Source organism: Streptomyces sp. NPDC089915 (assembly GCF_040684675.1).
Classification (GTDB): domain Bacteria; phylum Actinomycetota; class Actinomycetes; order Streptomycetales; family Streptomycetaceae; genus Streptomyces.
Genome location: NZ_JBFBGN010000014.1, coordinates 55,150 through 67,295 on the forward strand (window position 1 = coordinate 55,150; position 12,146 = coordinate 67,295).

8 protein-coding genes are annotated in these 12,146 nt (G+C 73.0%); 4 read left to right on the plus strand and 4 right to left on the minus strand.

Annotated elements, in window-relative coordinates:
- Positions 1–5 precede the first annotated feature (5 nt).
- Positions 6–935, minus strand: coding sequence for a TauD/TfdA family dioxygenase (locus AB0O29_RS07080; RefSeq protein WP_365147340.1), 930 nt, complete (start codon positions 933–935; stop codon positions 6–8).
- A gap of 903 nt (positions 936–1,838) precedes the next feature.
- Between AB0O29_RS07080 and AB0O29_RS07085 the strand changes: the two genes are divergently transcribed.
- From AB0O29_RS07085 to meaB, 3 genes are read left to right on the plus strand one after another with little or no spacing between them, the layout of a single operon-like run.
- Positions 1,839–3,722: a methylmalonyl-CoA mutase family protein gene (locus AB0O29_RS07085; protein WP_365147343.1), complete on the plus strand. Its 1,884-nt coding sequence runs from the start codon at positions 1,839–1,841 to the stop codon at positions 3,720–3,722.
- 7 nt (positions 3,723–3,729) lie between these two features.
- Positions 3,730–5,931, plus strand: coding sequence for a methylmalonyl-CoA mutase (gene scpA, locus AB0O29_RS07090; RefSeq protein WP_365147412.1), 2,202 nt, complete (start codon positions 3,730–3,732; stop codon positions 5,929–5,931).
- Between the two features lie 11 nt (positions 5,932–5,942).
- A complete protein-coding gene (meaB, locus tag AB0O29_RS07095; protein WP_365147346.1) occupies positions 5,943–6,929 on the plus strand; it encodes a methylmalonyl Co-A mutase-associated GTPase MeaB in 987 nt (328 codons plus the stop codon).
- Between the two features lie 49 nt (positions 6,930–6,978).
- On the opposite strand, the gene AB0O29_RS07100 is transcribed toward meaB, so the two are convergent.
- The gene (locus tag AB0O29_RS07100) at positions 6,979–7,980 is read right to left on the minus strand and encodes an asparaginase (protein WP_365147349.1); all 1,002 of its coding nucleotides are present in this window, start codon (positions 7,978–7,980) and stop codon (positions 6,979–6,981) included.
- Between the two features lie 140 nt (positions 7,981–8,120).
- Between AB0O29_RS07100 and AB0O29_RS07105 the strand changes: the two genes are divergently transcribed.
- Complete coding sequence (locus AB0O29_RS07105; RefSeq protein WP_358812219.1) at positions 8,121–8,570, plus strand: Lrp/AsnC family transcriptional regulator; 450 nt, start codon at positions 8,121–8,123, stop codon at positions 8,568–8,570.
- Between the two features lie 71 nt (positions 8,571–8,641).
- Here AB0O29_RS07105 and AB0O29_RS07110 read toward each other — a convergent pair whose 3' ends face one another.
- Positions 8,642–9,973, minus strand: a complete 1,332-nt coding sequence (locus tag AB0O29_RS07110; RefSeq protein WP_365147352.1) for a TRAM domain-containing protein — start codon at positions 9,971–9,973, stop codon at positions 8,642–8,644.
- A 113-nt stretch (positions 9,974–10,086) separates the two neighbouring features.
- Entirely contained in the window at positions 10,087–12,141 is a 2,055-nt protein-coding gene (locus tag AB0O29_RS07115; protein WP_365147355.1) for an APC family permease, read from the minus strand.
- Positions 12,142–12,146: the final 5 nt, after the last annotated feature.

Consider the following 12,146-nt stretch of genomic DNA (forward strand, 5'->3'; position numbering starts at 1 on the left):
GCGGGTCAGGCGGAGGTGGAGGCGCCGGAGGCGATGCCGAACGCCGGGTCCGGGACGCTCTCGGGGCTGATCAGGCGGGAGGGCGTGCCGTCGGGGCCGACGGGGACGTCGCCGTCGACGGTGACGCGGCGCAGGGTGCGCTCGTGGTCGTCGGAGTCGTCGACGCCGTAGTGCTGGGTGGCCCGGTTGTCCCAGATCGCGACGTCACCGGCCCGCCACTGCCAACGGACGGTGTTCTCGGGGCTCTCGATGTGCGCCTGGAGGAGGTCGACGAGGGCGCGCGAGTCCCGGCCGGTCAGCCCGGTGATGCGCTGGACGAAGTTGCCGAGGAGCAGGGTGCGTTCGCCGGTCTCGGGGTGGACGCGGACCACGGGGTGCTCGGTGAGGAAGCTGGTGGAGGTGAACACCTCGCGGTACTGGGCGAGGGCCTCGGGCAGGGCGTCGGGCTTGAGGGCGGCGTAGTCGTACTCGTTGGAGTGGACGGCGCGCAGTCCGTCGGCGAGGGCGCGGAGCGGGGCGGGCAGGTGCTCGTAGGCGGCGGCGGTGTTGGCCCAGAGGGTGTTGCCGCCGTACGGGGGGACGGTGACGGCGCGGAGGATGGAGAAGGCGGGGTAGGCGGGGACGAAGGTGACGTCGGTGTGCCACTGGTTGGCGCGGGCGCCGTGGTGGGAGTCGATGCCGAGGGCGTAACGGCCGTCCGCGGAGGGGACGGTGGGGTGCGCGACGGGCGTCCCGAGCAGCCGGGCGAAGGCCTCGTGGCCGGCCTCGTCGAGGTGGTCCTGGCCGCGGAAGAAGACGACCTTGTGGGCGAGGAGGGCGGCGCGGATCTCGCCGACGGCGGCCGCGTCGAGATCACCGCCGAGGCGGACGCCGCCGATCTCGGCGCCGATGCGGCCGCCGAGGCGGGTGACGGTGGTGGAGGCGACGGTGGTCATGGGGACTCCTGTGGTGGGTACGACGACACGACTCCGCCGGTCGGCGGGGCCATGCGGGAGCGGGGGCCCTGCGGGCCTGCGGGCCTGCGGAGGCAGGGCGGAGCCGGCAGGGCCCTGGGCGGGAACGGGATGAAGCCGTGCGGGAACGGGGTGGAGCCGGCAGGGCCGGGTGAAGGGCGACGCGGGTCGGCCCTCCTCGCGGAGGCGCGCCGGCGGGGTTCCCGTCGGCGGGCTACAGGTACGGGGGGCGGACCTACAGCTGCGGGCTTCCGGCCGGGTGACCGCGGCGGGGGCCCCGGCCCCTCAGGTCCCGGCCTCCGGCGTGTGACGGTGGTCCGGGCCTTGCGGGCGGGGCTCCGGGCGGGCCGGAACGGTACGAGGGCGCGGCCGGGCGGGACGTGCCCGGCCGGGGCCGGCAGGTTCGGGGGTCAGACCCCGAGGGGGGCCGGACAGCGGCCCGGACACTCGCCCGGCGCGGTACAGGGGCCGGGGGTGTGGAGCCGCGGGACGAGGTGCTCGTTCGCGGTCATGGCTCGGAGCCTGTCAGCGCCGCCGACCGGGGTCAAGCCCCTCCCGAGGCCCCGCCCCAGGCCGGCCACACCCCAGCTGACCTGCGGGTTCGCCATGCCGGGCGGCCGAAAACCCATGGCTTGATTTCACGGCCCCGCAACGCCACCGCCACGCGTCCTTCTCGATGCCCCGCCCCTCGGTGGCGCGCGGACCGCTGACCGGAGCGGAGGCCCGCCCCACCCTTCCCTCACTCGGCGGCACCGCCCGGCGGCAGCCAGGGGCCGAACGGGTCACCCCGCAACCGCCCGGCCAGGGCATCGGCTCATCTGAGAGGGGGAGATCACATCCGATGGTTCTGGTCTGGCTTAAGCGGGCCCCCCTAGAGTTCGGGCCATGACGGTCCTGCCTGACGACGGGCTCTCCCTGGCCGCCGAGTTTCCTGACGCGACACATGAGCAGTGGCAACGCCTCGTCGAGGGCGTACTGCGCAAGTCGGGCAAGGAAGTGACCGGCGAGGCAGCGGAAGCAGCACTGTCCACCACGCTCGAGGACGGGCTCACCACCCGCCCGCTGTACACGGCGCCCTCCGGCGCGGACACGAAGGCCGACCCCACCGGGTTCCCCGGCTTCGCGCCCTTCGTACGCGGCGGCACCCCGGACGGCACCAGCACCTCCGGCTGGGACGTGCGCCAGCGGATCGCGGGCAGCGACCCCGTACGCGTCAACGAGGCGGCCCTGGCCGACCTGGAGAACGGCACCACCTCCCTCTGGCTGACCGTCGGCCGCGCCGGGATCCCCGTCGCCGGACTCGGCCGCGCCCTGGACGGGGTCTACCTCGACCTCGCACCCGTCGCCCTCGACGCCGGAGCCGAATCCGCCGAAGCCGCCCGGGCGTTGCTCGCCCTGTACGCCGAGCGCGGCGTGGCCCCCGAGGCGGCCCGCGCCTCGTTCGGCATCGACCCGCTGGGCCACGAGGCCCGTACCGGCGAGGCCCTGGACACCGCTCCCGCCGTCGGGCTGGCCCGCGAGGCGGCCGCGTCCTGGCCGGGCGTGCGCGCCCTGTCCGTGGACGCCCTGCCGTACCACGAGGCCGGCGGCTCGGCCGCCGAGGAGCTCGGGCTGTCCCTGGCCACCGGCGTCGCCTACCTGCGCGCCCTCACCGAGGGCGAGGACGGACTCGGCACCGAAGCCGCCCTCGGGCAGCTGGAGTTCCGCTACGCGGCGACCGCCGACCAGTTCCTGACCATCGCCAAGCTGCGCGCCGCCCGCCGCCTGTGGGCCCGCGTGGCCGAGGCCTGCGGCGCGCCGGAGGCCGGCGCCCAGCGGCAGCACGCCGTCACCTCGCCGGTGATGATGACCCGCCGCGACCCGTGGGTGAACATGCTGCGGACCACCGTCGCCTCCATGGCGGCCGGCGTCGGCGGCGCGGACTCCGTCACCGTGCTCCCGTTCGACACCGAGCTGGGCCTGCCGGACGCCTTCGCCCGGCGCATCGCCCGCAACACCTCCACCATCCTCCTGGAGGAGTCCCACCTGGCCCGGGTGATCGACCCGGCCGGCGGCTCCTACTACGTGGAGCAGCTCACCGAGGAACTGGCGCACGCCGCCTGGGAGTTCTTCCAGACCGTCGAGCGGGCCGGCGGCCTGGCCGCCGCGCTGCGCTCCGGCCTGGTGGCGGAGCGCCTCGCGGCCACCTGGGCCGCGCGCTCGAAGAAGCTGGCCACCCGCCGCGAACCGATCACCGGCGTCAGCGAGTTCCCGCTGCTGTCGGAGAAGCCGGTGGTGCGCGAGGCCGCGCCCGCGGCGCCCGCCGGGGGCCTGCCCCGGGTCCGCCGGGACGAGGCGTACGAGGCGCTGCGCGCCCGCGGCGACGCGCACCTGGAGACGACGGGCGCCCGCCCGAGGGTGTTCCTGGCCGCGCTGGGCCCCGCCGCCGCGCACACCGCGCGGGCGACCTTCGCCTCGAACCTCTTCCAGGCGGGCGGCATCGAGCCCGTGCACGACCCGGTGTCGGTGGACGCGGCGACCGCCGCCGAGGCGTACGCGGCCAGCGGCGCGGACGGCGTGGCGGTGCTGTGCTCCAGTGACGCGCTGTACGAGGAGCAGGCCGCGGAGGTGGCGGCGGCCCTGCGCGCGGCCGGCGCGTCGACGGTGTTCCTCGCGGGCCGGCCCGGCACCTCGGCCGGCGCCGTGGACGAGTACGTCTTCGCCGGCTGCGACGCGGTCGCCGTGCTGTCCTCCGTACTCGACCGGATGGGAGTCCCCCGTGAACAGTGAGCACAGGGTGAGCGGCATCCCCGATTTCTCCGAGCTCGCCCTCGGCGCGGCCGCCCCGGCCGCCACCGGGGACCAGTGGCGCGCGGCGGTGAAGGAGTCCACCGGGGCCGCCACGGGCGACCTGGTGTGGGAGACCCCCGAGGGCATCGGCGTGCAGCCGCTGTACACGGGCCGGGACCTGGAGGGCCTGGACTTCCTGGGGACGTACCCGGGAGTGGCCCCGTACCTGCGCGGCCCGTACCCGACGATGTACGTGAACCAGCCCTGGACGATCCGGCAGTACGCCGGCTTCTCCACGGCGGAGGAGTCCAACGCCTTCTACCGGCGCAACCTCGCGGCCGGCCAGAAGGGCCTGTCGGTGGCCTTCGACCTGCCCACGCACCGCGGGTACGACAGCGACCACCCGCGCGTGACGGGCGACGTCGGCATGGCGGGCGTGGCGATCGACTCGATCTACGACATGCGGCAGCTGTTCGACGGCATCCCGCTGGACAAGATGTCGGTGTCCATGACGATGAACGGCGCGGTGCTGCCGGTCCTCGCCCTGTACATCGTGGCGGCGGAGGAGCAGGGCGTCTCCCCCGACAAGCTCGCCGGGACCATCCAGAACGACATCCTCAAGGAGTTCATGGTCCGCAACACCTACATCTATCCGCCGAAGCCCTCGATGCGGATCATCTCGGACATCTTCTCCTTCACCTCGCAGAAGATGCCGCGGTACAACTCCATCTCCATCTCCGGGTACCACATCCAGGAGGCGGGGGCCACGGCCGACCTGGAGCTGGCCTACACCCTGGCCGACGGCGTGGAGTACCTGCGGGCCGGACAGGGCGCCGGGCTGGACGTGGACGCGTTCGCGCCGCGCCTGTCGTTCTTCTGGGCGATCGGCATGAACTTCTTCATGGAGGTCGCCAAGCTCCGCGCGGCGCGCCTGCTGTGGGCGAAGCTGGTCAAGCAGTTCGACCCGAAGAACGCCAAGTCCCTCTCGCTGCGCACGCATTCGCAGACCTCGGGCTGGTCGCTGACCGCGCAGGACGTGTTCAACAACGTGACGCGCACCTGCGTCGAGGCGATGGCCGCGACCCAGGGCCACACCCAGTCGCTGCACACCAACGCCCTCGACGAGGCGCTGGCCCTGCCGACGGACTTCTCGGCGCGCATCGCCCGCAACACCCAGCTGCTGCTCCAGCAGGAGTCGGGGACCTGCCGGTCGATCGACCCGTGGGGCGGCAGCGCGTACGTGGAGAAGCTGACGTACGACCTGGCGCGCCGGGCCTGGCAGCACATCCAGGAGGTCGAGGCGGCCGGCGGGATGGCGCAGGCCATCGACGCGGGCATCCCGAAGCTGCGCGTGGAGGAGGCCGCGGCCCGCACCCAGGCGCGGATCGACTCGGGCCGCCAGCCGGTGATCGGCGTCAACAAGTACCGCGTGGAGAACGACGAGCAGATCGACGTCCTCGTGGTCGACAACTCCTCGGTGCGCGCGCAGCAGATCGCCAAGCTGCGGCGGCTGCGCGAGGAGCGCGACGAGGCCCGTACGCAGGACGCCCTGCGGGCGCTGACGAACGCGGCCGAGCGCGGGGCCGGCCAGGGCCTGGAGGGCAACCTGCTCGCCCTGGCGGTGGACGCGGCGCGGGCCAAGGCCACGGTCGGCGAGATCTCGGACGCCCTGGAGAAGGTGTACGGGCGGCACGCGAGCCAGATCCGTACGATCTCCGGTGTGTACCGCACCGAGGCAGGCGAGTCCCCGTCCCTGGAGCGCACCCGTGCGCTCGTCGACCGGTTCGAGGAGGCGGAGGGCCGCCGGCCGCGCATCCTGGTCGCGAAGATGGGCCAGGACGGCCACGACCGCGGGCAGAAGGTGATCGCCACGGCCTTCGCCGACCTGGGCTTCGACGTGGACGTGGGCCCGCTGTTCCAGACCCCGGCGGAGGTGGCCCGCCAGGCCGTCGAGGCGGACGTCCACGTGGTGGGCGTCTCGTCGCTGGCGGCCGGCCACCTGACCCTCGTACCGGCGCTGCGCGAGCAGCTGGCGGAGGAGGGCCGTGAGGACATCATGATCGTGGTCGGCGGCGTCATCCCGCCGGCGGACGTCCCCACGCTGCTGGAGATGGGCGCGGCGGCCGTGTTCCCGCCCGGCACGGTCATCCCGGACGCGGCCCACGACCTGGTGACGCGGCTCGCCGCGGACCTGGGCCACGAGCTGTAGGCGGACGCGGGATGCCCCCGAAGATCGACATCGACGTGTACGTGAAGGGCGTGCTCGACGGGAGGCGCGCGCAGATCGCGCGCGCCATCACCCTCGTCGAGTCCACCCGGGCCGACCACCGGGCCCTGGCGCAGCGCCTGCTGACGGAGCTCCTGCCCCACGCGGGGAAGGCGCGCCGGATCGGCATCAGCGGGGTGCCGGGGGTGGGCAAGTCCACCTTCATCGACGCGTTCGGCACGATGCTGACGGGCCTCGGGCACCGGGTCGCCGTCCTGGCGGTCGACCCCTCGTCCACCCGTACCGGCGGCTCCATCCTGGGCGACAAGACCCGGATGGAACGGCTCGCGGTCGACCCGGCGGCCTTCGTCCGCCCCTCGCCCTCGGCGGGCACGCTGGGCGGGGTCGCGAAGGCCACCCGCGAGTCGATGATCGTGATGGAGGCGGCGGGCTATGACGTGGTCCTCGTCGAGACGGTCGGCGTGGGCCAGTCGGAGACGACGGTGGCGGGCATGGTGGACTCCTTCCTCCTGCTGTCCCTGGCCCGCACGGGCGACCAGCTGCAGGGCATCAAGAAGGGCGTCCTGGAACTGGCGGACGTGCTCGCGGTGAACAAGGCGGACGGCCCCCACGAACGCGACGCGAAGGCCGCCGCACGTGAACTGTCGGGCGCCCTGCGCCTGATGCACCCCGCGGACGCGGCGTGGACCCCGCCGGTGCTGACGTGCAGCGCGCGGGAGTCGACGGGGCTGACGGAGGTCTGGAACCGCCTGGAGCAGCACCGGACGGTCCTGGAGACGGGCGGCCGGCTGGCGGCGAAGCGGGCGGCGCAGCAGGTGGAGTGGACCTGGTCGATGGTCCGCGAGGAACTCCTGGAACGCCTGCGCGCGCACCCGGCGGTCCGCGACCTGGCCCCGTCCCTGGAGGCGGGCGTCCGCGCGGGCACGGTCACGGCCACGTCGGCGGCGGACCGCATCCTGGCCGCCTTCGCCGGGAGCTGAGCATCGCGGGTTCCCCCGTCGTGACGGGGGAACCCGCGATGCACGTCCGTCAGGCGTCGACGAGGACCGGGTCCTCCTCGGACAGCGAGGCGCGCAGCACGCGGGCCCGCTCGACCGGGTTCTCGGAGGCCAGCAGCGCGGACAGCACCGCGATCCGGGCCTGGCCGGCGCGCAGGGTGCCGGTGGGGACGGCTCCGGCGGCGACCAGGTCGACCGCCCCGCCGTGCGTGTAGATCTCGGTGACCGGGCCGGCCGGGACGCGGGTGGTCAGGGCGACGAGCACGCCCCGGGCCACGGCCGCCCGCACCGCGTCGACGATCTCCGGGGTGGCATTGCCCGCGCCGGTGCCGACGAGGACGATGCCCCGGGCGCCGGCCGCGACGGCGGCGTTCAGGAGCACCGGGTCGCCGTCGGCGTGGTGCATCACCATGTCCACGCGCGGCGGCAGCTCCGGCATCGCGGGCAGCGGGAGCGCCTGCGGGCGCTGCGGGCTGCGCAGCACGGTCACCTTGCCGAAGCCGATCTTGCCGAGCAGCTCCCGGGACGGGTCCGCGAAGGCGTCCAGGGCCACGGCCTGCGTCTTCATGGTGCCGCGGGCGGCGTGCACCCGGCCGGCGAAGGCGATCAGGACGCCGAGCCCGCGCGTGGTCGCGGCGGTGAGCAGGGCGTCGTAGAGGTTCCCGGGGCCGTCGCCCTCGGTGGAGCCCATCGGCAGCTGCGAGCCGGTGAAGACGACGCTGCGGGGGTCGTGGTGGTGCAGGTCCACCAGGAACGCGGACTCCTCCAGGGTGTCCGTGCCGTGGGTGACGACGATGCCGTCGACGGTGGGGTCGGCCAGGACCTCGTGGACGGTGCGCAGCAGGGTCAGCTGGTGGGCGGTGGTGAGGCGGGGGCTGTTCACGCTGAACAGGTCGACGACCTCGACGGTGATGCCCTCGGGCAGCGGCGCGGTGGCCATGACCTCACGGCCGTCGGCCTCGGCGGCGAAACCCGCGCCCGTCCACCGGCTGGCTATCGTCCCGCCGGTGCTGATGACGACGATGCGCCCCATGGCCACCCTTCCCTGATGCCTGAACCCCGGAGCGGGGATCGCACAAAGTTCCTAGAAAGGGCAATGATAGTGAGATCTACGCGCAATGCGATTGCGCATTTGAGCGCCCCTATCGCCAAACCATGACGGATAATTGCGCCATGGACGCGATCGATCGAGAAATCTTGCGCGAGCTCCAGCGCGACGGCCGCCTCAGCAACCAGGAACTGGCCCAGCGGGTCGGCCTGACCCCCTCCCCCTGCATGCGCCGGGTCCGCCAGCTGGAGCAGGACGGGGTGATCCAGGGCTACCGCGCGGTGATCGACCCCGAGGCGGTGGGCCGGGGCTTCGAGGTCCTGGTCTCGGTGGAGGTCCGCCGCGACCGCGAGGCGGTCGAGGCCTTCGAGGCGGCGCTCCAGGACATCCCGGACGTCATCGAGGCCTACCGCCTCTTCGGCAGCCCCGGCTGCCTCCTGCGCATCGCCGTCAACGACCTCCGCGCGTACGAACGCCTCTGGATCGAACGCCTGACGGCCCTGTCGGGGGTCACGGAGGTCAACTCGCAGATCATCATGAAACGCATCAAGGAACCAACGGGCCTGCCGGTCTGAGCCACCCCCGCACGCCGCCGGGCGCGGCGGGGCGGCCCCAGCCCGCCGGCAGCCCCGACCGCAACCCCGGGTCAGGCGTCCTCGCGCACCGGCTCCAGGATCGCGACGCACTCGACGTGATGGGTCATCGGGAAGAGGTCGAAGACCCGGAGGGTGCGGACGCGGTAGCCCGCGTCCTTGAAGTAGCCCAGGTCGCGGGCCAGGGCCGCCGGGTCGCAGGCCACGTAGGCGATGCGGCGGGCCTGGAGGCTCGCGATGTGGCGGACCGTCTGCTTGCCGGCGCCCGCGCGCGGGGGGTCCAGGACGATCAGGTCGCACTCGGTGATGCCGGTCTTCGGGAGGGCGGTGTCGACCTTGCCCTGCTCGATGCGGACCCGCGGGAAGTCCGCCAGGTTGTGGCGGGCGTCCTCCACCGCGCGCTTGCCCGACTCGATGCCGAGGACGGCGCCGGTCTCGCCGAGGCGCTCCGCGAGGGCGCCCGCGAAGATGCCCACGCCGCAGTAGAGGTCGAGGGCCATCTCGCCCTTGCGCGGCATCAGGCCCTGCATGACGGCCTTGATCAGGGTGTCGGCGGCCTGCGGGTGGACCTGCCAGAAGCCGCCCATGCCGACGCGGTAGGTGCGGCCGTCGGCGCGCTCGCGGACGAAGGGGCGGCCGTGGACGCGGTGCACCCCGCCGTCCTTCTCCTCCACGCGCAGGACGGAGACCGGCTTGTCGAGCTCGACGAGCGGGAGGCGGCCGCCCGGGCGCGGGGTGAGGACGACCTGGCGGTCGTTCGAGCCGGAGGCGGCGATCGCCTCGACGGAGGCCATCGCCGGCCAGGTGCGCTTCTCGATGCCCAGCTCGGTGACGCCCGGCGCCGCGATCATGCAGTGGTCGACCGGCTCGACGTCGTGCGAGCGGTGCTTGCGCAGGCCGACGCGGCCGTCCTCGTCGATGGCGTACTGGACGCGGGTGCGCCACTGCGGGACCTCGCCGGCCGGCAGCTTGTCGCCCTCGGCGGGCATGACGGTGCCGTCCCAGCCGGCCTCCTCCGGGGTGAGGCCGGCGAGCCGCTGGAGCTGCTCGGCGACGACCTCGCCCTTGAGCCGGCGCTGGGCGCCCGGCTTCGCGTGCTGCCAGTCGCAGCCGCCGCACTTGCCGGGGCCGGCGAAGGCGCAGGGGGCCTCGACCCGGTCCTTGGAGGCGGTGAGGACCGTGACCGCGTCGGCGCGCAGGAAGCGGGAGTCCGCCTCGCCCTCCGTCACGCGCGCGACGACCTTCTCGCCCGGCAGGGTGTGCCGGACGAACAGGACGCGGCCGTCGGAGGTCCGCGCGATGCAGTGGCCGCCGTGCGCGACGGGGCCGACCTCGACCTCGTACTCCTCCCCGACCAGTGACTGCTTCTCGTTCTGCTCGGTCATGGTGGGGAGGCTCCAGGGAGGTTCAGGGGCGGAAAAACGGAAAAAGGGAACGGCCGGACGACCGACCCACCAGTTTACGTGGATCTCGTCCGGCCGTTCGCCACCCGCCGGGCCTACTTCCCCGCCGGGTCCTTCGGACGCGGGCGTGGGGTGTCGACGGGGCCGCGGCGCACCGCGCCCGGGGCGTTCCACTCCTGGCGCTTGCGGGCCCGCCGGCGGGCGAGCTCCGAGGACTCCAGCTGGTAGGGCACCGAGGTGACCATCACGCCGGGGGTGAAGAGCAGCCGGCCCTTGAGGCGCAGGGCGCTCTGGTTGTGCAGCAGGTGCTCGTACCAGCGGCCGACGACGTACTCGGGGATGTAGACGCTGACGGCGTCGCGCGGGTTCTCGCTGCGCAGCCCCTTGACGTACTCGACCACCGGGCGGGTGATCTCGCGGTAGGGCGAGTCGAGGATCTTCAGCGGGACGTTGATCCCGCGCCGCTCCCACTCCGCCTTGAGCGCCTTGGTCTCGGCCGGGTCGACGCTGATGCTGAGCGCCTCCAGGGTGTCCGAGCGGGTCAGCTTGGCGAAGGCGAGGGCGCGCAGGGTGGGCTTGTGGACCTTGGAGACCAGGACGATGGAGTGGACCCGGGAGGGGCGCACGCTGTCGTCGCTGGGGCCCTCGTCCGCGGCGATCTCGGAGGAGACCCGGTCGTAGTGCTTCCGGATGGCGGTCATCGTGCCGTAGAAGATCAGCATGCCCAGCAGGGCGACCCACGCGCCGTGCGTGAACTTGGTCGCCAGGACGACGACCAGGACCAGGCCGGTGAAGATCGCGCCGAAGGTGTTGATGGCCCGGGATCGGTGCATCCGGCGGCGGGCGGCCTGGTCGCGCTCGGTCGACAGGTGGCGGTTCCAGTGCCGGACCATGCCGATCTGGCTGAGCGTGAAGGAGACGAACACGCCGACGATGTAGAGCTGGATCAGCTTGGTGGAGTCGGCGTCGTAGATCCACACCAGCAGCATGGCCGCGCCCGCGAGGAGCACGATGCCGTTGGAGAAGGCGAGCCGGTCGCCGCGGGTGTGCAGCTGGCGCGGCAGGTACCGGTCCTGGGCGAGGATCGAGCCGAGCAGCGGGAAGCCGTTGTAGGCGGTGTTGGCGGCCAGGAAGAGGACCAGGGCCGTCGCGGTCGCCAGGACGATGAACAGGATGCTGCCGTTGCCGAAGACGGCCTCGGCCACCTGGGAGATCACCGGGTGCTGGACGAAGCCGTCGCCGACGGGGACGCCGTTGTCGAGCAGGTTGGTGGCGGGGGCCTCGGCCATGCGGACCTTGGTGGCCATGGCCAGGCCGATGATCCCGCAGAACATGGTGACGGCCAGGCCGCCCATGAGCGCGAGGGTGGTGGCGGCGTTCTTGCTCTTGGGCTTGCGGAAGGCCGGCACGCCGTTGCTGATCGCCTCGACGCCGGTCAGGGCGGCACAGCCGGAGGAGAAGGCGCGCAGCAGCAGGAAGACCAGCGCGAAGCCGGCGAGTCCCTGGTGCTCGGCCTTGATCTCCAGATGGGCGGTGGGCGCCGTCATGGTGTCGCCCATGACCAGGCCGCGCCAGGCACCCCAGGCGATCATGACGAAAACGGCGCCGACGAACACATACGTCGGGATGGCGAAGAGTTTCCCGGATTCCTTCACTCCGCGCAGGTTCATCAGCGTGAGGAGCAGAATCATGATGATCGCCGAGAGCACCTTGTGCTCGATGACGAAATCGACGGCGGAGCCGAGATTCTCGACGCCGGATGAAATGGACACGGCAACGGTGAGGACGTAGTCGACGAGCAGGGCGCTCGCCACCGTCAGCCCGGCCTTGGGGCCGAGATTGGTGTTGGCGACCTCGTAGTCGCCGCCGCCGCTGGGGTACGCGTGGACGTTCTGCCGGTAGGAAGCCACGACGGTGAACATCAGCACGACGACCGCTACCGCGATCCAGGGGCTGAAGTGGTACGCCGACACACCCGCGATCGACAGGACCAGCAAGACCTCGCCGGGCGCGTAGGCCACGGACGAGAGCGGGTCGGAGGCGAAGACGGGAAGGGCGATCCGCTTCGGGAGGAGCGTTTCCCCGAGGCGGTCGCTGCGCAGCGCCCGGCCGATCAGGATCCGTTTGGGCACGTCGGTCAGTTTGGACACGCAGA

Excerpts from the sequence above, each read along its gene's own strand:
- AB0O29_RS07080 (WP_365147340.1), bottom strand. The coding sequence starts at position 935 with ATGACCACCGTCGCCTCCACCACCGTCACCCGCCTCGGCGGCCGCATC.
- AB0O29_RS07085 (WP_365147343.1), top strand. The coding sequence starts at position 1,839 with ATGACGGTCCTGCCTGACGACGGGCTCTCCCTGGCCGCCGAGTTTCCT.
- meaB (WP_365147346.1), top strand. The coding sequence starts at position 5,943 with ATGCCCCCGAAGATCGACATCGACGTGTACGTGAAGGGCGTGCTCGAC.
- AB0O29_RS07100 (WP_365147349.1), bottom strand. The coding sequence starts at position 7,980 with ATGGGGCGCATCGTCGTCATCAGCACCGGCGGGACGATAGCCAGCCGG.
- AB0O29_RS07105 (WP_358812219.1), top strand. The coding sequence starts at position 8,121 with ATGGACGCGATCGATCGAGAAATCTTGCGCGAGCTCCAGCGCGACGGC.
- AB0O29_RS07110 (WP_365147352.1), bottom strand. The coding sequence starts at position 9,973 with ATGACCGAGCAGAACGAGAAGCAGTCACTGGTCGGGGAGGAGTACGAG.